Consider the following 20,274-nt stretch of genomic DNA (forward strand, 5'->3'; position numbering starts at 1 on the left):
GATTCGGACCTGGGATGGCAATACGCCATTCGCCCTCCCATACGGGGCTGATCCCAGGGCGCGGCTCAGATGATCCCGTCTTCTGCCAGCGCGCCGAGTTCGTCCTCACTCAGATTCAGCAGCGAGCCATAGACTTCCGAGTTGTGCTGGCCAGGGGTGGCCGACCCGGCGTTCCGGATCCGGCCAGGGGTGCCCGTCAATTGCGGCACGATGCCCGGTCCGCGGACGTTCTCGCCGATCCTTTCGTCGAAGTGGTCGGCGATCATGCCCCGGGCGATCAGCTGGGGATCGTTGATCACCTCGGCGACGGTATTGATCGGTCCTACAACGACTCCGGCATCGCTGAGCCGCTCGATCAAACCGTCGTGCGGCTGTTCGGCGGTCCAGGCGGCGATGAGCTCGTCGAGTTCGTCCTGGTTCTCGCCGCGTGCGCTGTGGGTGGCGAACCGGGGATCGCTGCTCAACTCCGGCTGCCCCATCACCGCACACAACCGCGTGAAGACGGTGTCCTGGTTGGCGCCGATCACGACCATCCGGCCCTCCGCGGTGGGGTAGATGTTCGAGGGGGCGATACCCGCGAGCCGGGTACCGGAAGGGCCACGGACGATGCCGCCCTGGTCGTAATCAGGGATGGTGGATTCCTGGATCGCCAGGCAGGATTCATTCAGTGCGGTGTCGACGATCTGACCTTCTCCGGTGATCGTGCGCCGGTAGAGGGCGGCCAGCGCTCCGTGCACAGCGAACATGCCCGCCAGCGTGTCCCCGAGCGACAGCGCGAGTCGAGGCGGAGGCTGATCGGGATAGCCGTTGAGATGGCGCAGGCCGCTGACGGCCTCGGCGACGGACGCGTAACCGGCTCGACCCGCGTCTGGTCCGGTCTGTCCATATCCTGACACCCGCACCAGAATGATGCCCCGATTGCGTTCGCGGAGCACGTCGTAACCGAGTTCGAGCTTTTCGAGCGTCCCTGGCCGGAAGTTCTCCACGATGATGTCCGCCGAGTCGACGAGTTGGAGGAAGATCTCGCGGCCACGGTCGCTGCGCAGGTCCAGCGTGACCGCTCGTTTGTTGCGGGCGTAGACGGTCCACAAAAAACGATGTCCGTCGCGCTCGGCCTGGCCCCAGCCCCGCAGTGGGTCGGGCTTGCCTGGTGCCTCGATCTTGATGACGTCCGCACCCAGGTCACCCATCAGGCGGGCGCCGAACGGGCCGGCGATCAGTGAGCCCAATTCCAGCACCCGAACTCCGTCGAGTGCGCCCGTCGGCAACTGTGTGTTCTGCACCGTGTTCTCCACCATCGATCCAGTCTCACCCATCGACTCGCCGGGTCGATCGACACCCCTGGAACGGCGCCGACGGTTCCTCTGCAGGCGTAAAGGAGTGCGTTTCTGCGGTAGTGCTCGTAGCGTGGAAGGGGTGAGCACACCCCACACCGCGAATATCACCACTGCCCACCCCTCGCCGCGCACCCTCGGGGAGCTGCGCGCGTCGGGTCATGTGCAGCGCAGCGTCAAAGACGAGATCCGCAACAACCTGCTGACGAAGCTCCGCGCGGGTGACGATCCATGGCCCGGGATCCTCGGGTTCGAGGCCACCGTCATCCCGCAGCTCGAACGCGCCTTGCTGGCCGGGCACGACGTCGTCATGCTCGGCGAGCGCGGCCAGGGCAAGACCCGGCTGCTGCGCACCATCTCCGGACTCCTCGACGAGTGGACGCCCGTCATCGATGGCTCAGAACTGGCCGAGCACCCCTTCGAGCCCATCACCCCGGCATCCATCCGCAAAGCCGCGAACCTGCAGGAAGACCTGCCCATCAGCTGGTTGCACCGGAGCGAGCGGTACAGCGAGAAACTCGCGACCCCGGATACCTCGGTGGGCGATCTCGTGGGCGACGTCGACCCGATGAAGGTGGCCGAGGGTCGCAGTCTCGGCGACCCCGAGACCATCCACTTCGGCCTGATCCCTAGGGCACATCGCGGCATCGTTGCCATCAACGAGCTGCCCGATCTCGCCGAGCGGATCCAGGTCGCGATGCTCAACGTGATGGAGGAACGCGACATCCAGGTCCGCGGCTACAGCCTGCGGCTGCCGCTCGACGTCGTCCTGATGGCCAGCGCGAACCCCGAGGACTACACGAACCGCGGTCGGATCATCACTCCGCTCAAGGACCGTTTCGGCGCCGAGATCCGCACTCACTACCCGATCGAACTGGACGACGAGATCGCGGTCATCGAGCAGGAAGCCGACCTGATGGCGACCGTGCCGACGTTCCTGATCGAGATCATCGCCCGGTTCACCCGGCACGTGCGTGATCATCCGGCGATCGATCAGCGCTCCGGTGTCTCGGCACGTTTCGCCATCGCCGGCGCCGAGACCGTCGCGGCCGCGGCGCTGCACCGGTCGGCGGTCCTCGGCGAGGAGTTCCCGGTGGCCCGCATCGTCGACCTCTCGTCGGTGATCGAGGTGCTGCGCGGCAAGGTGGAGTTCGAATCCGGGGAAGAGGGCCGCGAACTCGAGATCCTCGAGCACCTCCTTCGGAAGTCGACGGCAGACACGGTTCGAGCACACCTCGGTGGGGTCGACCTGGCCACGCTCGTCACCGCGCTCGAGGCCAGCGAACCGATCGTCACCGGTGATCGGGTCTCGGCGTCGCAGCTGCTCGGTTCGATGCCCGAGGGCACGGAGCCGGTCGTCAACAAGATCGCCGAACGCTTCGACATCACCGACGAAGGTGAGCGGGCCAGCGCATTGGAGCTCGCCCTCGAAGGGCTGTTCCTGGCGCGGCGGATCGGCAAAGAGGCCGACGAAGAAGGCCAGACCATTTATGGCTAGACACCACTAGATCTTTCGACGGGAAACAACATGGCCCGCAGTAATTTTCATCGCGCACGATATTTGCGCTACACCGGTGGACCCGATCCGCTCGCGCCGCCCGTCGACCTGCGTGACGCACTCGATGCCATCGGCGATGACGTGATGGCCGGTGGCTCACCGCAGGCCGCGATGAGGGAATACCTGCGCCGCGGCAGCGAGAACATGCGTGGACTCGACGAACTCCGCGAGATGGTGAACAAGCGGCGCGAAGAGATCCTGAAGTCGCGCAATCTGAACGGAACGTTCGAGGAGATTCGTCAGCTGCTCGACGACGCGGTACTCGATGAGCGCAAGCAACTCGCCCGCGACCTCGATGACGAGGCCCGGTTCGCCGAGATGCAGATACAGAACCTCCCGACGTCCACCGCGCAGGCGGTGCAGGACCTCGCCAACTACGACTGGCGCAGTCCCGAGGCCAAGGAGAAGTACGACAAGATCAAAGATCTGCTGGGCAGGGAGCTGCTCGACCAGCGTTTTGCCGGGATGAAGGAGGCCCTCGAAGGGGCAACCGAAGAAGACCGGCAACGTATCGCGGACATGCTCAAAGACCTCAACGAGCTGTTGGCCGCCCATAACCGCGGCGAGGACACCTCCGAGCAGTTCGGGGAGTTCATGGAGAAGCACGGTGACTTCTTTCCGGAGAACCCGAAGAACACCGATGAGCTCATCGATTCGCTCGCCGCCCGTGCCGCTGCCGCGCAGCAGTTCTACAACTCTCTGTCGGACGAGCAGCGCGCCGAGCTCGATCAGTTGTCCCAGCAGGCCTTCGGATCACCGGATCTGATGAACCAGCTCGCCCAGATGGATTCGCAACTGCAGCAGGCCCGTCCGGGTATGGGCTGGGGCGAAGGCCAGGACTTCGAGGGCGGCCAGGGGATGGGGATGGGCGAAGGTGCCGGTGCCCTGCAAGATCTCGCTGAGTTGGAATCTCTGTCAGAGCAACTTTCGCAACAGTATTCGGGCGCCCATCTCGATGACGTCGACCTCGACGCGCTGGCCCGCCAGCTCGGTGCCGACGCGGCTGTGGACGCCAGGACCTTGTCCGAGCTGGAGAAGGCTCTCAAAGAACAGGGCCTGCTCGAAAAGGGCAGCGACGGTCAATTGCGGCTGTCGCCCAAGGCGATGCGGCAACTGGGGCAGTCGATCTTCAAGGATGTGGCCGAGCAGCTCTCTGGCCGCGGCGGCGACCGTCAGACGCGACGGTCGGGACAGGCGGGGGAGCCCACGGGCTCTTCTCGTGAATGGGAGTTCGGCGACACCGAACCGTGGGATGTCACCCGAACGGTCTCGAATGCGGTGTTGCGCACCATATCCGAAGATCCGGACAAGTTGCACGCCGGCAACGGCATGCTCCGCGACGGCGTGCGGATCAACGTCCGCGACGTGGAGGTCGGGGAGACCGAGGCGCGGAGCCAGGCCGCGGTCGCGCTGCTGGTGGACACCTCGTTCTCGATGTGGCTCGAGAATCGCTGGACGCCGATGAAGCGTACGGCGATGGCGCTCAACCACCTGATCTCCACCCGGTTCCGCTCCGATGAGCTCGAACTGATCTCGTTCGGGCACTACGCCCGCACCCTGGAGATGAGTGAGCTGATCGGCCTCGACGGCATGCGGCAGCAGGGCACCAATCTGCATCACGCGCTGTTGCTGGCGCAGCGGCATTTTCGCAAGCATCCGAACGCCCAGCCGGTGGTGCTGATCGTCACCGACGGTGAGCCGACGGCTCATCTGCTCCCGGGTGGTGAGCCGTTCTTCTACTACCCGCCGCATCCTGCGACCCTCGGAGCGACCGTCCGGGAGTTGGACAACGTGGCCAGGATGGGCGCTCAGGTCAGTATTTTCCGGCTCGGCGACGACCCGGGCCTGGTGCAGTTCGTCGACCAGATGGCCCGCAGGGTGTCGGGGCGCGTGGTGGCCCCTGATCTCGACGGACTCGGTGCGGCCGTGGTGGGCGACTACCTGGGCGGCAAACGCCGTCGGGGCAGGCGCTGACCCGGCCACGCTCCGCCTGTGCGAGGACGCTCCACCGGTAAGTGGCGCGTCCTCGTATTTCTGGCGCTCGGTGGGTGAGGACCGGTACTAGTCCTGAAGTAGGGGGTCCACACTCCGTCCGGAGTTGGATGCACGATCGGGCGCCACACCATACTGTTCAGGCATGGATGCGACCCGGAACGATCAGGTTCGACTGTATGCCGACCTTCTTTCCGAGGTAAAAGCCCTTGGCCTGCTGGAACGCAGGATCGGCTGGTACGCGGGCAGGCTCGCGTTGCTGCTCGGCGCGTTTCTCGCCACGTTCGGTGTGGTCTTTGCGCTCGGTTCGAGTTGGTGGCAAATAGCCATTGCTCCAGTATTCGGAATCTTGTTCACCCAGACGGCATTTCTGTCGCACGACAGCGCCCACAAGCAGGTGTTCGCCTCGGGCAAGGCGAACGAGTGGGCTGCCCGACTCATCGGCAACCTGATCGTGGGTCTCGGATATGGCTGGTGGCAGGGCAAACACTCCAAGCATCACGCGAATCCGAACAAGATCGGCAAGGACGGCGACATCGCGACCGGTGCGCTGATGTTCGTGCCCGAAGATTTCGAGGACACCGGCGGCCTCAAGGGCTGGATTCGGGCCCACCAGGGCTGGCTGTTCTTCCCCATGCTCACCCTCGAAGGGGTGAACCTGCACTTCGAGTCGCTGAAAGTCCTTTTCGACGGCACCCGCCCGAGTCGGCGCCGCCTCGAGCTCGCGTTGCTCTCGATCCGGTTGATCGGTTTCCCGGTGCTCGTGTTCAGCGCGATGGGCTGGGGCGTCGGCGCGGTGTTCCTCATCGTGCAGTCGGTGGTCTTCGGGCTCTACATGGGCGCCAGTTTCGCACCCAATCACAAGGGGATGCCGATTGTGCCGAAAGACGTTCGGGTGAACTTTTTCGAGCGTCAGGTCCGTACCTCCCGCAACGTCCGCGGTGGTCGGGCGATGGACTGGGCGATGGGCGGATTGAATCTGCAGATCGAGCACCACCTGTTTCCCAGCATGCCGAGTGCGAGCCTGCGGCAGGCCCGGCCGCTCGTCCGCCGGTACTGCCTGGAGAACGATGTCCCTTACACCGAAGCAGGCCTGGTCGAGTCCTACGGCATCGTCATCACGTACCTCAACCGGGTGGGCATGGGATTTGCGGATCCGTTCGAGTGCCCGTTCGTCGCGGCGTATCGCTGACACGCGCTGACACCCCGGGCGGTGCCGAGGGCGTCGTCACTTGTCGAGCGAGGTCTTCCCTTCACCCTGCGGACTTCGGCGTACCACTTCGACGCCGCCCATGATGGCGAGGCCACTCACGGTGATCGTCGGGGCGCCGGGGACACCTTTGCCCTCGGCGTTACGGCTGCCGCTGAAGCCGCCCATGATGCCCATCCCGGTGATCCGCACCGTCGCATCGTGGGGCACGACGATCTCGATGCCGCCCATGATCGCGTTGGCGCGGATCGTCAGTTGATCGGACGTGAACTCGGCGTCGCGCAGATCGATCTCGACTCCGCCCATCAGAGCAAATGCGTTGAGATGCTCGCCGACGGCGACCCGACCCTTGAGTTCGGAACCACTCATCACGGCCACGCGACTGGTGATCACCTCGACACCGGCGGACGGTTGATTCACCCGGCGCGAGGTGGCGACCGCTGGTGTGGTCAGCTGGTTGACGGGCAGATCATCGGTGAGCGAATCGAGTTCGCCGAATGTCTTGGCCGCGACGGCTTTACCGGCCCGCTCCTCGTATTCGACCGGACTCAGATGACCTTGGCTCATCGCGGAGGACAGGATCTGGTGAACCAAGTCTCGGTCGCTGTCGCTCGCTCGCAGGCGGCTGCGGCCCTGGTCAGGGTCTTCTGAAGGAATCAGGTCACTCACCCTTGTGAGGTTAGCCGCTGACGGTCGGTCGCGACCACAGGCCAGGACTACCCCACAGACCAGGGGCCGTGTCTCGAGTGTGGCGGTCGTTCGCGGTGCCCGGGAGTCGGCGCCGGGATATCGTTTCTCATCCGAGACCGGAGGACCCGATGCCGTTGTTCCGCTTGCCCAGAGTCATGTCAGCCCTCGCCATCTCGGCCGCGATGGCGGTCGGTCTGTCGATCACCGCCGCCCCGGCGGCAGCCGAACTCGACTTGCCCGCCGCGGTCGACGAGTTGATTCTCGACACCGTCGGCGACGGCAATCTGCGTTCAGCGATCGTGCAGGTCCGGGTGAATGGCACGGTCGTCGCCGATCTCGCGTTCGGCGAGGCAGCGCCGGGTGTGCCTGCGACGACCCGGGACCACTTCCGCAACGGGGCCATCGCGATCACCTACACGAGCGCGCTGCTGGTCGAACTGGACAAGAGGGGCATCGTCGGCTTCGACGAGCCGATCTCGACATGGCGTCCCGATCTGCCGTACGCCGACAAGGTGACCCCACGCCAGCTCGCGTCGATGACCGCCGGCTACCCGGACTACGTCACCGATGAGTCGTTCACCGAGCAGAACCTGGCCGACGTCTACAAGAACTGGACCCCGGACGAGCTGCTGTCGTTCTCGTTCGCCCAGGAACGCATCTTCGAACCCGGAACGGAGTTCGGCTACTCGCACAGCAACTACGTGATCCTGGGTCTGGTACTCGAGAAGGCCACCGGCACGCCACTCGCCGACTTGTTGCGCACCTACATCTCGAATCCGCTCGGACTCAGCGAGACGGTGTCGAACCAGGGACCGGCGATCCCGGCGCCGGCGCTGCACGGGTTCAGCACCGATCGCGGTGCTTATGAGGACACCATCGACTGGAATCCTTCGTGGACCATCGCCAACGGGTCCGTACAGACGACCACCATCGACGACGCGGCTTCGAGTTTCGATGCGTTGCTGGGGTCCTCACGGTTCCTTGGCGAGGACGGCTACCGCGAGCTCACCGACCAGGGGTTGGCCGGTCTACCGTTCGGTGCCGGCACTCTGACCACCGCGCGTTCGTACGGGCTCGGCGTGTTCGTCAACAACGACTGGTTTTACGCGAATCCGTTCTTCAACGGATACACCTCGACGGTCCTGACGCTACCTGCCCACCGTTCGAAGATCGGCACCGTGACCATCGCCGTCGCCGCGACGCCCACCGAAAAGGGGACGCAGGAGGGCAACATCGCGTACCCGCTTGCCACTGACATCGCGGCACTGATCGCACCGGACCATCCGATCGCTTAGGGGCTCAGGCGAGTAGAAGGGCGATCAGGGCGATCGCCGGTATCGCGATCAGTGTCGTGACCAACGCCGAATCCCTCGCGAGCACCACGCCGCGCTGATATCGCGTGGCGTAGACCAGGACGTTCTGAGCGGTCGGCAGCGCGGCGATCACGACAAGGGCGAACAGTTCGTGGCCGGTGGCACCGAAGGCGAATCGGGCGAGGAAGTACACCAGCACGGGCTGGACCACCATTTTCAGAAAGGCGGCGAGCGCGACGTCGCGGCGGGGGCTCTGCCCCTTCTGCAACACGCTGACGCCGGTCAGCGACAACCCGAACACCAGGAGCGCCCCGGGAACCGACGCGTTGCCGAGCATGTCGAACGGCTCCATCACCGCCTCGGGCAGGGTGACCCCGATGATGGAGATCACCAGGCCGGCCGCTCCGCCCAGCACGATGGGGTTGGTGAACGGCGTCACGACGGTGTCGCGGAACGATATTCGACGGGTGACGCCGTCGGAATCGGTACGTCCCACCGCGGTGAGATCGAGGGCGGTCAGCGCCAGCGGCGAGTAGACCATGATCTGAAACAACAGCAGCGGGGCCACGAACGAGGCGTCGTCGAGAACGAAGATCGCGATCGGGATACCCAGGTTCGCACTGTTCACGTAGGACGCCGACAGCGCGCCGATGGTCGCCTCGGGGATCTGCCGTTTCAGCAGCCACCGGGCGATCACGAAATAGACCGCGCCGATCAGCAACGCGCTGCCCCCGGCGACCACCAGCGTCGTCGAGAAGACGTCGGCGAGGTCGGCTTTGGCGAGTGAGGAGAACAACAATGCGGGGGTGCAGACGAAAAACACCAAGCGTGACAACACTATTACTGCACCAGGGCCGAGAGCTTCGGTGCGGCCGAGGATGAATCCCACGAAGACGACGATGAAGATCACCGTGAAACCCTGGATTACGCCTGACACCTCAGCAGTCTAGGTACACCCGATGATGGGTTGTTCTGGCGGGTCCCACCTGGGGTTTCGTTCGCCAGAACAACCCATCATCGGAGGTCGGGGGCTCCGTCGAGGAGCGCGCGTAGGGCAGCGCGATGGGTCTCGTAGGCCTTTGTGCCCGCGGCGGTGGGTGTGTAGGTGGTCGACGCACCCCGCCCGTGACCATCTTTCGATGCGCGTACGTACCCCGCCGATTCCAGAGCCGACATCTGCTTCGACAGGTCGGAATCGGCCAGTCCCAGGTGTTCCTTGAGAAAACGGAAGGACGTCGACGAGCTGTTGACGAGAATCGCCATGGCTGCCAACCGCTTCGGGGCATGTATGACGGGATCGAGGCCGTCGATCATGTCAGGCGGGCGCGCGTCGCCGCGGCAGCGCGTTCGTAGCGCTTCTCGTAGATCACCAGTCCGCCGGTGACCAACACGAATGCAACAGCGGCCGCGATGACCACGCCGCCCACCCACCACGCCGCCGCAACCAGCAGCGCGACCACGGGGAGTGCCGTGAAGTAACCACGCCACACCACGCCGATTTCCGCAGGCGGCTTCCCGCGGCCCGGCTGCGGCAGTGAGCCATGGCGACGCTGCATCCAGGTGATGAAGGCGATCTCGGCGATGATCAGGACGACGAGCGTTCCGACGAACAGCGGGATGCTCTCACGCCACCAGGCGAACGCGCCGATCATGCCTGCTACCCAGGCGCCGATGACCGGGTAGTACCACCACGGGGTGGGCGGGTAGTCGAGGTAGGGGGCAGCCTCGGCGCGCTCGGCCACCGTGAGCAGTTCGCGTGCCTCATCACTTTCCATAGGGGAAAGTTTAGGGATCACTTTCCACTTGTGCAAGCAGAAAGTGATCGATCAGCGGGACGAGCCGGGGTAGGGAAGGAGTGCCATCTCGCGGGCGTTGCGGATCGCGGTCGCGACCTGACGTTGCTGCTGCGGGTCGAGTCCGGTGATCGATCGGCTGCGGATCTTGCCTCGATCGGACAGGAACTGGCGCAGTAGGGCAGTGTCCTTGTAGTCCACGGTGGTGACGCCGGCCGTGAGCAGCATGTTCCGTTTGCGCTTGGCCGGGAGGTCGGGTTTGGCGGGGCGTTTGGCCATGAGGGGGTCCTTTACTGGGGGTTGAATGCTGGTGTCACCAGCTGGATTTGGTGATTCCTGGGAGCTCGCCGTCGTGGGCCATCTGCCGCAGGCGGATGCGGGACAGTCCGACCTTGCCGACGTAGCCGCGCGGCCGCCCGTCGACGGCGTCGCGATTGCGGATGCGGGTGGCGCTCGAGTCGCGGGGGAGTCGCTGCAGGGCCAGTTGCGCCTCGCTGCGCTGCTCGTCGGACGAGTTGGGGCTGCGGATGGCCTCTTTGAGCGCCGCGCGGCGTTCGGCATACCGCGCGACGATCAGCTTGCGCTGCTCGTTCTTCTCGATCTTGGACTTCTTGGCCATCAGCGCTCCTCGCGGAAGTCGACGTGCCGGCGCGCGCGGGGGTCGAACTTGCGCAGCACCATCCGATCGGGATCGTTGCGACGGTTCTTGCGGGTGACGTAGGTGTATCCCGTCCCTGCGGTCGACTTGAGTTTGATGATCGGGCGAATCTCGTTGCGTGCCATTTAGATCTTGTCTCCTTGCGCGCGGATCTTGGCGACCGCGGCCTCGATGCCGATGCGGTCGATCGTCTTGATGCCCTTCGCCGAGACCGTCAGGGTGATGGTTCGGTGCTCGCTGGGCAGGTAGTACCGACGTCGCTGGATGTTGGGATTCCAGCGGCGACTGGTGCGCACATGTGAATGCGACACCTGTTTGCCGAAGCCGGGTTTGCGGCCGGTGACCTGGCAGTGCGCGGACATCGGGGCCCTCCTCGTTGTTAATGGGAATGGTTGTCGACAACCGACGATTCGGACTGTACCTTCAACACTCAGCAAATGAAAACGATTCCCGATAGGAGTGTGTTCAGTGACCCGCCTGGTCAACAAGACCCCGCTGGTGATCGTCGCCGGTTTCGATCGCGGGGCCACCATCCGCAGTGCCGAGGCCCTCGCGGTACCCGGCACCGCGGTGGTCCATCACGACCTGTCGCTCGTGGGGGTGGGAACGATCGTCCGAACCGTGTCGACCACCGACTTCAACGGTCAAGCGGATTCCCGCACAACACAAAGCGCACTGGACCACGGTTGCCTGTCCTGCGCCATGCGCGAAGACGTGCTGCCGTTGCTCCGCGCCTTGCACCGCCGCGGCAACGTCGACCGCATCGTGCTCGCCCTCGACCCGGCGCTCGAACCCGAGCCGCTGTCCTGGGCGATCACCAACGTGGTCGTCGCCGACGTCCCGGGACAGGTGGACGGACCGGCCGGCCTGGATGTCCAGATCGAGGCGGTGATCGGCTGCATTCACGAGGGCACCTGGCTTGAGGACGCCACCGGGGACAGGATCCTCGCTGAAGACGACCGAGGTTCTGCTGAAGACGAAAGGACGGTGGCTCAGCTCGCTGTGGGCCACGTCGACTTCGCAGACGCGTTGGTGGTCCACGGTCAAGCGGCAGATGGCTGGTCGGGGGCAAAGTTGTTCGCTGTTCTCAAACGCCTGAACCCCACCGCGCCGATCATCATGGAGCTCCCGCAACGCAAGCTCGGACCGACGATCATGCGGAATCTGATCGCCTCGATACCGGACGGGGCGCGCAGGGGGGTGATCACGGGCCCGCACGATCCGTTGTTGCGCGGGCAGCCACCGCTGACCCCTGACTGCGGGGTTCAGGTGGTCGAGTTCGAGACCGACCGGCCCTTCCATCCTGAGCGTCTCCACGACGCGATCGACGTCCTGCTCGACGGGGTGGTGGCGGCACGGGGTCGGCTCTGGTTGGCGACCCAGCCCGACGAGGCGCTCTGGCTCGAGAGCGCGGGCGGCGGTCTGCGCATTGCCACCGGCGGCACCTGGCTCTCCGCGATGACCGACGATCAGGTCGCCCAGGCCAACCCCGAGCGGCTCGCGATGGCGTCCTTGCGGTGGCATCCGCTCTATGGCGACCGCAGCAGTTCGATCGTCGCGGTCTCGGTCGACGCCGACCCGGGACACATCCGGCGAACCCTGGCCGCGGCCGTACTGACCGACGACGAGCTCGCTGCAGGCCAGGCGGGCTGGCATGGATTGTCGGACCCGTTCGGTGTCACCCACGCCGATCCGTGTGACGACATGCTCGACGAACGAGCGCTTCTGGAGGGAACAGAACCACCCGCTGAATGGTTCGTAGAAGTACAGGATTTGGCTGGTCCAAAGCCTGACAACCCCGGGCAGAACCCGGAAAGAGAGGACAAGTCATGAAGGCGAACATTCATCCCGACTACCAGCCGGTGATCTTCAAGGACGCGTCCACGGGCAAGGCATTCCTCACCCGGTCGACGCTCACTTCCGAGGTCTTTTTGGATTGGGAGGACGGTAACCGGTACCCTCTAGTGGTTGTCGATGTCACGTCCGACTCGCACCCCTTCTGGACCGGTGCGCAGCGGGTACTGGACACCGCAGGACGAGTGCAGAAGTTCGAGCGCCGCTACGGCAAACGGACACGCACAACCCCCGGAACGTAAACGAAAGAAATGAAGGGCTGAATCATGGCTGTACCGAAGCGCCGGATGTCGCGGTCGAACACTCGTAGCCGCCGTTCGCAGTGGAAAGCGGACAACCCGGCTTTGCAAGAGGTCAAGGTCGGCGGTGTTGCACATCGCGTGCCGCGTCGCCTGGTCAAGGCCGTGAAGCTCGGCATCGTCGATCTCGACAAGCGCTGAGGGCCTCTAGCCCTTCACCAAATCTCTAAACGACAGAGACTGACCGTCAGCTGACGGTCAGTCTTTTGTTGTGCCTGGACGATTGCCCTGACATCGTCCCCCTGAGAGGACCCAAAGGGCATATAGCCCTCGGAAGCCGCTCACGGGGACGATCTCAGGGTGAAATGTCAGATAGGAGGCCCGTGGTGCTGCAAGACGTCCTCAACTTCGCCGGCATCGCCGTCTTCGCCTGTTCAGGCGCCCTCGTCGGGGTTCGCAAGGACTTCGACCTCTGGGGCATCCTGTCGATGGGTGCCGCAACCGGAGTCGGTGGCGGCATCGTCCGCGACCTCCTGCTCGGCATCACCCCGCCGACGTCGGTGCAGCACTGGCCCAACCTGACCATCGCGGTCGTGGCCGGCCTGCTCACGTTCTTCCTCCACCCGGCGTTCAAGCGGCTCTACCCGGCGGTCCTCTTCCTCGATGCCATCGGCATGGGGGTCTTCGCGGTCTCCGGTGCGTTGCTCGCCCTCGAGCACGCGTCGAGTGCGATCGCTGCCGTGTTGATCGGGATCACCACCGCTGTCGGCGGTGGCGTGATCCGTGATGTCCTTGCCGGTGAGGTGCCGCTGTTGCTCCGGCCGGCCGATCTCTACGCGGTCCCGGCGATGTGCGGCGCGGTCGCCGTGGTGGTCGTCGACGGAATCGGCTGGCCGGACTGGACCGGACTCGTGGTCGGCGCAACGGTCGCGACAGGACTCCGGCTGGCGAGCCTGCAATGGAACTGGAAGCTGCCGACCGCCCCGCAGCGGGCGCTTGGTCGGCGATAGCCACGGGCGGGGGATTCGACATGGATGTCTACGAAGCGATCGCCGCGCGCCGCGACGTGCGTAACGAGTTCACGGGGAACGTCCTCACCGAGGAGCAGCTGCGTCGCGTTCTTTCTGCCGCCCATGCGGCGCCCAGCGTCGGCAACACCCAACCGTGGGACTTCGTCGTCATCCAGGATCGGGACCTCTTGCGGCGCTTTGCCGCCCACGTGGCGGAGCGACGAGAGGCATTCGCACAGTCGCTGCCCTCTGATCGGGCCGACATCTTCAGGCCGATCGTCGTCGACGGGGTCGAGAGTTCGGGCACCGGAGTGGTGGTGACCTACGACCGGGCACGTGGCGGACAACACATCCTCGGCCGTCACACGATCGACGAGACCGGACGATTGTCGGTCGGGCTCGCGATCCAGAACCTATGGCTGGCGGCCACCGCCGAGGGTCTCGGGGTGGGGTGGGTGTCGTTCTACACCGAGCCGTTTCTGCGGGAACTGATCGGCATCCCCGACGGCATCGAGGTGGTGGCCTGGCTGTGTCTGGGGCCGGTCACCGAACTGCAGGCGGTTCCCGATCTGGAACGGTTCGGTTGGCGGGATCGACGCTCCCTGGGTGACGTGGTGCACCGGGAGTCGTTCGGCGCTCCCTGACCAACCGCGTCAGTGCATCCCATTGTTGAGCGTGATGGATTCGCCTGACTGGCAACGCCCTTCATCGGAGACCAGGAACAGCACCGCATTGGCCACATCCTCTGGTTCCAGCAGCCCCGGCCGTGGACGACCCTGCCGAAACATCTCTTCGACATCATCTCGGGTCGGGTTGTCCAGATCTGACCGGATCATCCGATAGGTCGTCGGGTTGTGGATCATCTGCGTGTTCACACCGGCCGGTAGGACGGCGTTGACGGTGATCCCGTGCTCGGCCACCTCGAACGCCACCGACTTCACCAGCGCCAGAACCCCGGCTTTTGCCGCGGCATAGTGCCCGGAGTTCGTGCCGCCGGTCGGGGCGACCGACGACGAGGTGGCGACGATCCGTCCTGACTTGCGCTCGATGAGATGCGGCAGGACTGCCCGGAATGTGTTGAAGACCCCGGTGAGGTTCACGTCGATCATCGTCTGCCAGCGCTCGGCGGACATCGTGGCGATAGGGGCAGCGCTCGCGATGCCGGCATTGGCTACGACGATGTCGATCTGCCCGAACGCCGCCACCGCTTTCGCCACGACCTCGTGCATGGCCTCCAGGTCGCGGACGTCAGCTCTCAGCGCGAGGCATCGCCGGTCCAGCGTTTCGACCTCGCGCACGGTCTGTTCGAGGTCCGCCGGAGCCGGCAGGTCGTAGTCGACCTCTTCGATCTGGGTCACGGCGTCGCACACGATGATGTCGGCACCCGCGCGAGCGAGTGTCATCGCGTGTGCCCGGCCCTGTCCCCGCGCACCCCCGGTGATCAACGCAACCCTGCCTTCGAGTCCAGCCATCGAATCCTCCATTCGGTGCAGTTCTGCTCCCAGGGAGTAGGACTGGAACTCTGCTCAGAACTCATCGTCCTCACACGTGCCTGTGCATTCGGACACGCCGGGAACAGGGGTTCCTTAGCGCACTCTCAGTCGTGCACGTAAGACTGTTGGCATGCGCATTCTTGTTGTGGACGACGATCGTGCCGTTCGCGAGTCCCTGCGCCGGTCCCTGACATTCAACGGGTACACGGTGACCACCGCGGGTGACGGTGTCGAAGCACTCGAAAAGATCACGTCGGATCGGCCGGAGGCGGTGGTCCTCGACGTGATGATGCCGCGGCTGGACGGACTCGAAGTGTGCCGCCGGTTGCGCAGCACAGGCGACGACCTACCGATCCTCGTGCTCACCGCCCGGGACTCCGTGTCCGAGCGGGTGGCCGGGCTCGACGCCGGAGCCGACGACTACCTCCCCAAGCCTTTTGCGCTCGAGGAGTTGCTCGCCCGACTGCGGGCGCTGATGCGTCGCGCGACTGCCGAGCCGCTGCCGGACTCGGAGGCGATGACATTCGAGGATCTGACCATGGACCCGGTGACACGTGACGTCACCCGGGGCGAGCGGCCGATCAGCTTGACCCGCACCGAGTTCGCGCTGCTCGAGATGCTGATGGCCAACCCGCGCCGGGTGCTCACCCGCAGCCGCATCCTCGAGGAGGTGTGGGGTTACGACTTCCCGACGTCGGGCAATGCGCTCGAGGTGTACGTGGGATACCTGCGCCGCAAGACCGAGGCCGAAGGTGAGATTCGGTTGATCCACACCGTGCGGGGCGTGGGCTACGTCCTGCGGGAGACCCCGCCGTAAACTGTGAGTTTCTATCATCGTCACGCCTCCCCGCCGGCCGATCAGTCGGCCGCTCCGGGCACGTTGACGCCTCAACGCCCCACGCAACTCGACGCCGCTGCGGCGCCGCGGGAGATGCGCGCGCCCACACCGGTCACACGGGTGATCTCGCTGCGCTGGCGCATCACCATCCTCGCCGCGACTGTGGTCGGTATCGCCGTCGCCGTGATGGCCGCCGCGGCCTTCGCGGTCGTGTACCGCGCCATGTACGCCGACGTCGACTCGCAGCTCAACAACCGCGCCAACGGTCTGACCGCTGTGGCGCAGCTCGGCATCCTCGACGATTCACCCGAGTCACTCGTCGCCGGAACGGTCTACTCGACCGACATCTCGGTGGCCTTGGTGATGCCCGGGGGCCGCGGATTCCAGCTCGGCAGCGTCCCCTTCGGGGCATCCGAACAGGAAGTGGTCGACGGGAAGTCCGAGTACTCGCTGCGCACCGCCAAGAATCAGCGGGTGCTGGCACGCAAGCTCGCCGACGGCAACACCATCATCATCTCGCAGGGTCTGGGCGACACCGACGACGTGCTCCATCGATTGGCGTGGGTGCTCGGCGTGATCGGAGGTTGCGGCGTCATCCTGGCTGCGGTGGCCGGAACGACGGTCGCCAGAGCTGGTCTGCGGCCGGTGGCCCGGTTGACCCGAGCCGCCGAACGGGTGGCCAGAACTGACGACCTGACGCCGATCCCCGTCATCGGCAATGACGAACTGGCAAGGCTCACCGAGAGTTTCAACCTCATGCTGCGGGCGCTGGCCGAGTCGAGAGACCGGCAGAGCCGGCTCGTGGCCGACGCCGGGCACGAGCTGCGGACCCCGCTGACGTCGCTGCGTACCAACCTCGAGTTGCTGATCGCCTCCAGCGAACCCGGCGCGCGCCCGATCCCGGACTCCGACATGGCCGAGCTGCGCACCGACGTGATGGCGCAGATCGGGGAGTTGTCGACGCTGGTGGGCGACCTGGTCGACCTCGCCCGAGAGGATGCTCCCGAGGTCGTGCACGAAGAGATCGATCTGGCAGAAGTGGTCGATCGCAGCCTCGAGCGGGTTCGCCGGCGCCGCAGCGACGTCGATTTCTCCGTACAGGTCACTCCGTGGTTCGTGTTCGGTGAAAGCGCCGGACTCTCGCGGGCGGTCCTCAACGTCCTGGACAACGCCGCGAAGTGGAGTCCGCCGAATCAGCCCGTGGTGGTGCGGTTGACGCAGGTCGAACCCGACAGGGCGGAACTGGCCATCGCCGACGCCGGTCCGGGTATCCCACCCGAGGATCGCCAACTCGTCTTCGAGCGCTTCTACCGGTCCACCGCGTCGCGGTCGATGCCCGGGTCGGGTCTCGGTCTGGCAATCGTGCGGCAGGTGGTGATCCGCCACGGTGGGTCGGTGCGGGCCGAACAGTCCGAGTTCGGTGGCGCGCTGGTGACCATCAGCTTGCCCGGATCGCCGACGGCAGCGGAGATCGCACCGCGCGTCGTGCAGCAGTAGGCCTGCCGTGGACAGGTCCGCGGTCATTCGTTGAGCCGACCTCCCTTCCCCTCATAGTTACTGGTGGGAGAATTGAGGGGTAAACCAACAGCGCTATCTCAGCCCCATCTCAGGACGACACAGCAAGGTATTCATCAGTGCCGAGAATTGTTGCGGCAGCGGAGAGCGCGCAATGGTGCGCATGGCAGAAAGCAAGCGGAGGACATGGTCGGCAACAACGACAACGAGCGCGGAACCGGTGACGGCGAAGGGTTCGGTGCACAAGCGGGACAGTCGGGACAAGCGGGACAGCAGAATCCCGCAGAGCACTTCGGTAGGCACGATGATGCCGGCGAGTCTGTGCCCCAGAGCAACCCTTACGGCCGGACGTCGGCATTTGACCCTCGTTCGGCCGGCCAGCAACCCCAGGCCGGGGAGCCCACCACCAACCTGGGAACGCAGGGGTTCGGACAGTCGGCCCAGAACCCGTATGGGCGCCCGACCACCGGTCAGCAGCCCACCCCGGGCCAGGGTGGCGCAGGACAGCCCGCATCCGGCCAGCAGCCCGGTTACGCCTACGGCACGCAGGACCCGTACGCGGGCCGCTACGGCCAGTCCACTCCTTACTCCGGATACGCCCAGCCATCGTCTGGGCCGGGCACCAACTCGTTCCCCAGCCCCGGCGCCGGTGAGGGCAACCCCTACGGCGGCGGACCCCAGACCTACGCACCGGCCCAGCCGAAGACCAAGTCGGGACGTTCAGGCGGAGCGAAAGCCGGATTAGCTGCTGCCGCAGTGGCATTGGTCCTCGTGGCCGGCGGTGTCGGTGGTGTCGTCGGCGCCAATGTGAGTGACAACGCCTCCAACCCGAGCTCCAACAGCGACAGCGTGCTCGGTGGCGACCGCAACAACACCCAGCCGGTGCAGGCCCCCGCGGGTTCGACGCAGGCGGTGGCCCAGAAGGTCACGCCGTCGGTCGTGTCCATCGAGGTGCAGGGCAGTCAGGCTTCCGGCTCCGGTTCGGGCATCGTGCTCACCGAAGACGGCACCATTCTGACCAACAACCACGTGGTCTCGGGTGCGGGTGGTTCACCGAAGCTGACGGTCACCTTCAGTGACGGCAGCACTGCCGACGCCGAAGTTGTTGGTGCGGACCAGATCTCTGACATCGCCGTGATCAAGGTGGACAAGACCGGGCTCACCCCGATCGAGGTCGGCACGTCCGACAACCTGACCGTCGGACAGGAAGTCATCGCGATCGGTTCGCCGCTCGGACTCAACGGAACCGTCACCACCGGCATCATCAGTGCGCTCAACCGTCCGGTGTCGACGCGCGGTGAAGGCGACGGACAGGCGTCTGTCATCGATGCCATCCAGACCGACGCGGCCATCAACCCGGGTAACTCCGGCGGCGCGCTGGTCAACGCCAACGGCGCGCTGATCGGCGTGAACTCGGCCATCGCCAGCCTCTCCGAAGGACAGACCGGCGGCAGCATCGGCCTCGGCTTCGCGATCCCGATCGACCAGGCAATGCGTATTGCCAACGAGCTCGAGCAGACCGGCAAGGCCACCCAGGCAGGTCTCGGGGTCTCGGTGCGCTCGGGTGCACCGTCTGCCGACGATCCGGGTGCCCTCATCAGCGAGGTCACGGCTGGGGGCGCCGCATCCAAGGCCGGCATCCCGAACGGGGCGCTGGTCACCAAGCTCGACGATCGGGTCATCCCTTCCGGTGACGCTCTCATCGCTGCCGTGCGTTCACACGCGCCTGGTGACAGTGTGGAGATCACCTACGAGGTGAACGGCCAGGAGAAGACCGCTCAAGTCACGCTCGACACCTTGGACACCGGAGGACGTTAGCCCGTGAAATCGCCAGACTTTGAAAAAGCTCCTGACAGCCTCGGTGCCCGACTGAGGACCGTGACGATCACCCCGCCCGATACAGTTCCCTTCGGAGATGTAGACATCTCCGCGATGGTGATCGGGGAGGCGGATGTTGTGGCCGCAGATGCTGCGGCCGAGCAGCTCGCCGTCCGCGCCGAAGAGATCGAAGCGGAAGGACTGCGGATGAGGTCATTGAACCTGGCTGAAGAGGATCTGGGCCGGGCCCTGGTCGTGATCGTCGACGATCGTGCGGCACACGGCGAGGATCAGAGCCTGATCGGGCCGCTGGTGGGTGAGTTGCTCGAGGAAGCCGGCTTCCACGTCGATGCCGTCGTGGCGGTGGAGTCCGACGAGGTCGAGATCCGCAACGCTCTCAATACGGCGGTCATCGGTGGCGTTGATCTGGTGATCTCGGTCGGAGGTGTCGGCGTCGCCGGGCGTGACGTGACGCCGGAGGCAACTGCGGACCTCCTCGACCGCAAGTTGCCGGGCATCGAAGAAGCGTTGCGCAGTTCGGGGTTGGCAGCCGGCGCGATGGACGCGGGTCTTTCTCGCGGCCTCGCAGGTATTTCCGGGCAAACGATCGTGGTCAACTTGGCGAACTCCAGGGCTGCGGTCCGGGACGGGATGGCCACCATCACCCCGATGGCCAAGCACCTCATCACCTCGATCAGCAACTTCTGAGGCCACCATGCCGGACCCTTCCGTAGCCAAGCGAAGTAAAGAACGCGCGGAGTTAGAGAAGATTTTCGGCGACGATCTGCCCACGACCACCCGCGATGAACGAACGCTCGGCTCCTGTGATGAAGGTCACAGAGGCGAGGATATGCAAAGTGATGAATGGTTTCTGGAGAATCGCCCGCCCCATCACGACTGAATAGCATTTCGGTCACAGGCCGGTGCTGGGGTTTTCCTGATAATTCACTGAATTCGCT

The 20,274-nt window shown here is 65.2% G+C and carries 23 protein-coding genes; 13 read left to right on the top strand and 10 right to left on the bottom strand.

What is annotated here, in order from left to right; translation table 11 throughout:
- Positions 1-65 precede the first annotated feature (65 nt).
- On the bottom strand, positions 66-1,298 hold the full coding sequence (locus J3S28_RS22595) for a CaiB/BaiF CoA transferase family protein (protein ID WP_207843159.1): 1,233 nt from the start codon (positions 1,296-1,298) through the stop codon (positions 66-68).
- A 118-nt stretch (positions 1,299-1,416) separates the two neighbouring features.
- On the opposite strand from J3S28_RS22595, the gene J3S28_RS22600 reads away from it, so the two are divergent.
- The 3 genes from J3S28_RS22600 to J3S28_RS22610 all read left to right on the top strand — a co-directional run bounded on the left by J3S28_RS22600 (position 1,417) and on the right by J3S28_RS22610 (position 6,076).
- The gene (locus J3S28_RS22600) at positions 1,417-2,832 is read left to right on the top strand and encodes a sigma 54-interacting transcriptional regulator (RefSeq protein WP_372436064.1); all 1,416 of its coding nucleotides are present in this window, start codon (positions 1,417-1,419) and stop codon (positions 2,830-2,832) included.
- A 30-nt stretch (positions 2,833-2,862) separates the two neighbouring features.
- Entirely contained in the window at positions 2,863-4,866 is a 2,004-nt protein-coding gene (locus tag J3S28_RS22605; protein ID WP_207843161.1) for a VWA domain-containing protein, read from the top strand.
- A gap of 163 nt (positions 4,867-5,029) precedes the next feature.
- Positions 5,030-6,076 (top strand): fatty acid desaturase family protein, encoded by a 1,047-nt coding sequence (locus tag J3S28_RS22610; protein ID WP_207843162.1) that lies wholly within the window; start codon positions 5,030-5,032, stop codon positions 6,074-6,076.
- Between the two features lie 36 nt (positions 6,077-6,112).
- On the opposite strand, the gene J3S28_RS22615 is transcribed toward J3S28_RS22610, so the two are convergent.
- Positions 6,113-6,754: a DUF1707 SHOCT-like domain-containing protein gene (locus tag J3S28_RS22615; protein ID WP_207843392.1), complete on the bottom strand. Its 642-nt coding sequence runs from the start codon at positions 6,752-6,754 to the stop codon at positions 6,113-6,115.
- Between the two features lie 185 nt (positions 6,755-6,939).
- On the opposite strand from J3S28_RS22615, the gene J3S28_RS22620 reads away from it, so the two are divergent.
- On the top strand, positions 6,940-8,079 hold the full coding sequence (locus tag J3S28_RS22620) for a serine hydrolase domain-containing protein (RefSeq protein ID WP_207843163.1): 1,140 nt from the start codon (positions 6,940-6,942) through the stop codon (positions 8,077-8,079).
- Positions 8,080-8,083: 4 nt separating this feature from the next.
- On the opposite strand, the gene J3S28_RS22625 is transcribed toward J3S28_RS22620, so the two are convergent.
- From J3S28_RS22625 to rpmB, 7 genes are all read right to left on the bottom strand, one after another.
- Positions 8,084-9,034 carry an AEC family transporter gene (locus J3S28_RS22625; RefSeq protein ID WP_207843164.1) on the bottom strand — a complete coding sequence of 317 codons (951 nt, stop codon included), beginning with the start codon at positions 9,032-9,034 and terminating at the stop codon, positions 8,084-8,086.
- Between the two features lie 77 nt (positions 9,035-9,111).
- Positions 9,112-9,360 carry a transcriptional regulator gene (locus J3S28_RS22630; RefSeq protein WP_237341969.1) on the bottom strand — a complete coding sequence of 83 codons (249 nt, stop codon included), beginning with the start codon at positions 9,358-9,360 and terminating at the stop codon, positions 9,112-9,114.
- A gap of 47 nt (positions 9,361-9,407) precedes the next feature.
- The gene (locus J3S28_RS22635) at positions 9,408-9,872 is read right to left on the bottom strand and encodes a hypothetical protein (protein WP_207843167.1); all 465 of its coding nucleotides are present in this window, start codon (positions 9,870-9,872) and stop codon (positions 9,408-9,410) included.
- A gap of 51 nt (positions 9,873-9,923) precedes the next feature.
- Entirely contained in the window at positions 9,924-10,169 is a 246-nt protein-coding gene (gene rpsR / locus J3S28_RS22640; RefSeq protein WP_207843168.1) for a 30S ribosomal protein S18, read from the bottom strand.
- Between the two features lie 34 nt (positions 10,170-10,203).
- Positions 10,204-10,509, bottom strand: a complete 306-nt coding sequence (gene rpsN, locus J3S28_RS22645) for a 30S ribosomal protein S14 (protein WP_207843171.1) — start codon at positions 10,507-10,509, stop codon at positions 10,204-10,206.
- The gene (gene rpmG, locus J3S28_RS22650) at positions 10,509-10,673 is read right to left on the bottom strand and encodes a 50S ribosomal protein L33 (RefSeq protein WP_110468515.1); all 165 of its coding nucleotides are present in this window, start codon (positions 10,671-10,673) and stop codon (positions 10,509-10,511) included. Before rpmG ends, rpsN begins: the two co-directional genes overlap by 1 nt.
- Positions 10,674-10,910: a 50S ribosomal protein L28 gene (gene rpmB / locus J3S28_RS22655; protein WP_084894120.1), complete on the bottom strand. Its 237-nt coding sequence runs from the start codon at positions 10,908-10,910 to the stop codon at positions 10,674-10,676.
- Between the two features lie 106 nt (positions 10,911-11,016).
- On the opposite strand from rpmB, the gene mrf reads away from it, so the two are divergent.
- The 5 genes from mrf to bluB all read left to right on the top strand — a co-directional run bounded on the left by mrf (position 11,017) and on the right by bluB (position 14,295).
- Positions 11,017-12,381 carry a ribosome hibernation factor-recruiting GTPase MRF gene (gene mrf / locus J3S28_RS22660; protein ID WP_307797344.1) on the top strand — a complete coding sequence of 455 codons (1,365 nt, stop codon included), beginning with the start codon at positions 11,017-11,019 and terminating at the stop codon, positions 12,379-12,381.
- On the top strand, positions 12,378-12,644 hold the full coding sequence (locus J3S28_RS22665; protein ID WP_207843181.1) for a type B 50S ribosomal protein L31: 267 nt from the start codon (positions 12,378-12,380) through the stop codon (positions 12,642-12,644). The genes mrf and J3S28_RS22665 overlap by 4 nt, the downstream gene beginning before the upstream one ends.
- A gap of 24 nt (positions 12,645-12,668) precedes the next feature.
- Positions 12,669-12,842, top strand: coding sequence for a 50S ribosomal protein L32 (gene rpmF / locus J3S28_RS22670; RefSeq protein ID WP_023962752.1), 174 nt, complete (start codon positions 12,669-12,671; stop codon positions 12,840-12,842).
- Between the two features lie 185 nt (positions 12,843-13,027).
- Entirely contained in the window at positions 13,028-13,651 is a 624-nt protein-coding gene (locus J3S28_RS22675) for a trimeric intracellular cation channel family protein (protein ID WP_207843393.1), read from the top strand.
- 20 nt (positions 13,652-13,671) lie between these two features.
- The gene (gene bluB, locus J3S28_RS22680; protein WP_207843394.1) at positions 13,672-14,295 is read left to right on the top strand and encodes a 5,6-dimethylbenzimidazole synthase; all 624 of its coding nucleotides are present in this window, start codon (positions 13,672-13,674) and stop codon (positions 14,293-14,295) included.
- Between the two features lie 9 nt (positions 14,296-14,304).
- On the opposite strand, the gene J3S28_RS22685 is transcribed toward bluB, so the two are convergent.
- Positions 14,305-15,123 (bottom strand): mycofactocin-coupled SDR family oxidoreductase, encoded by an 819-nt coding sequence (locus tag J3S28_RS22685; protein WP_207843182.1) that lies wholly within the window; start codon positions 15,121-15,123, stop codon positions 14,305-14,307.
- A 151-nt stretch (positions 15,124-15,274) separates the two neighbouring features.
- Between J3S28_RS22685 and J3S28_RS22690 the strand changes: the two genes are divergently transcribed.
- The 4 genes from J3S28_RS22690 to J3S28_RS22705 all read left to right on the top strand — a co-directional run bounded on the left by J3S28_RS22690 (position 15,275) and on the right by J3S28_RS22705 (position 20,023).
- On the top strand, positions 15,275-15,961 hold the full coding sequence (locus J3S28_RS22690) for a response regulator transcription factor (protein WP_207843183.1): 687 nt from the start codon (positions 15,275-15,277) through the stop codon (positions 15,959-15,961).
- A 114-nt stretch (positions 15,962-16,075) separates the two neighbouring features.
- A complete protein-coding gene (locus J3S28_RS22695; RefSeq protein ID WP_207843395.1) occupies positions 16,076-17,479 on the top strand; it encodes a sensor histidine kinase in 1,404 nt (467 codons plus the stop codon).
- Positions 17,480-17,683: 204 nt separating this feature from the next.
- On the top strand, positions 17,684-19,315 hold the full coding sequence (locus J3S28_RS22700) for a trypsin-like peptidase domain-containing protein (protein WP_207843184.1): 1,632 nt from the start codon (positions 17,684-17,686) through the stop codon (positions 19,313-19,315).
- A gap of 60 nt (positions 19,316-19,375) precedes the next feature.
- A complete protein-coding gene (locus J3S28_RS22705) occupies positions 19,376-20,023 on the top strand; it encodes a MogA/MoaB family molybdenum cofactor biosynthesis protein (RefSeq protein WP_240498368.1) in 648 nt (215 codons plus the stop codon).
- Positions 20,024-20,274: the final 251 nt, after the last annotated feature.

Origin of the sequence: Williamsia soli, from assembly GCF_017377795.1 — a bacterium.
GTDB lineage: Bacteria > Actinomycetota > Actinomycetes > Mycobacteriales > Mycobacteriaceae > Williamsia > Williamsia soli.

Excerpts from the sequence above, each read along its gene's own strand:
- J3S28_RS22595 (WP_207843159.1), bottom strand. The coding sequence starts at position 1,298 with ATGGTGGAGAACACGGTGCAGAACACACAGTTGCCGACGGGCGCACTC.
- J3S28_RS22695 (WP_207843395.1), top strand. The coding sequence starts at position 16,076 with ATGCGCGCGCCCACACCGGTCACACGGGTGATCTCGCTGCGCTGGCGC.
- J3S28_RS22635 (WP_207843167.1), bottom strand. The coding sequence starts at position 9,872 with ATGGAAAGTGATGAGGCACGCGAACTGCTCACGGTGGCCGAGCGCGCC.
- rpmG (WP_110468515.1), bottom strand. The coding sequence starts at position 10,673 with ATGGCACGCAACGAGATTCGCCCGATCATCAAACTCAAGTCGACCGCA.
- rpsR (WP_207843168.1), bottom strand. The coding sequence starts at position 10,169 with ATGGCCAAACGCCCCGCCAAACCCGACCTCCCGGCCAAGCGCAAACGG.
- J3S28_RS22610 (WP_207843162.1), top strand. The coding sequence starts at position 5,030 with ATGGATGCGACCCGGAACGATCAGGTTCGACTGTATGCCGACCTTCTT.
- J3S28_RS22605 (WP_207843161.1), top strand. The coding sequence starts at position 2,863 with ATGGCCCGCAGTAATTTTCATCGCGCACGATATTTGCGCTACACCGGT.
- J3S28_RS22620 (WP_207843163.1), top strand. The coding sequence starts at position 6,940 with ATGTCAGCCCTCGCCATCTCGGCCGCGATGGCGGTCGGTCTGTCGATC.
- rpmF (WP_023962752.1), top strand. The coding sequence starts at position 12,669 with ATGGCTGTACCGAAGCGCCGGATGTCGCGGTCGAACACTCGTAGCCGC.
- bluB (WP_207843394.1), top strand. The coding sequence starts at position 13,672 with ATGGATGTCTACGAAGCGATCGCCGCGCGCCGCGACGTGCGTAACGAG.
- J3S28_RS22700 (WP_207843184.1), top strand. The coding sequence starts at position 17,684 with ATGGTCGGCAACAACGACAACGAGCGCGGAACCGGTGACGGCGAAGGG.
- J3S28_RS22690 (WP_207843183.1), top strand. The coding sequence starts at position 15,275 with ATGCGCATTCTTGTTGTGGACGACGATCGTGCCGTTCGCGAGTCCCTG.
- J3S28_RS22665 (WP_207843181.1), top strand. The coding sequence starts at position 12,378 with ATGAAGGCGAACATTCATCCCGACTACCAGCCGGTGATCTTCAAGGAC.
- rpmB (WP_084894120.1), bottom strand. The coding sequence starts at position 10,910 with ATGTCCGCGCACTGCCAGGTCACCGGCCGCAAACCCGGCTTCGGCAAA.
- J3S28_RS22630 (WP_237341969.1), bottom strand. The coding sequence starts at position 9,360 with ATGGCGATTCTCGTCAACAGCTCGTCGACGTCCTTCCGTTTTCTCAAG.
- rpsN (WP_207843171.1), bottom strand. The coding sequence starts at position 10,509 with ATGGCCAAGAAGTCCAAGATCGAGAAGAACGAGCAGCGCAAGCTGATC.
- J3S28_RS22685 (WP_207843182.1), bottom strand. The coding sequence starts at position 15,123 with ATGGCTGGACTCGAAGGCAGGGTTGCGTTGATCACCGGGGGTGCGCGG.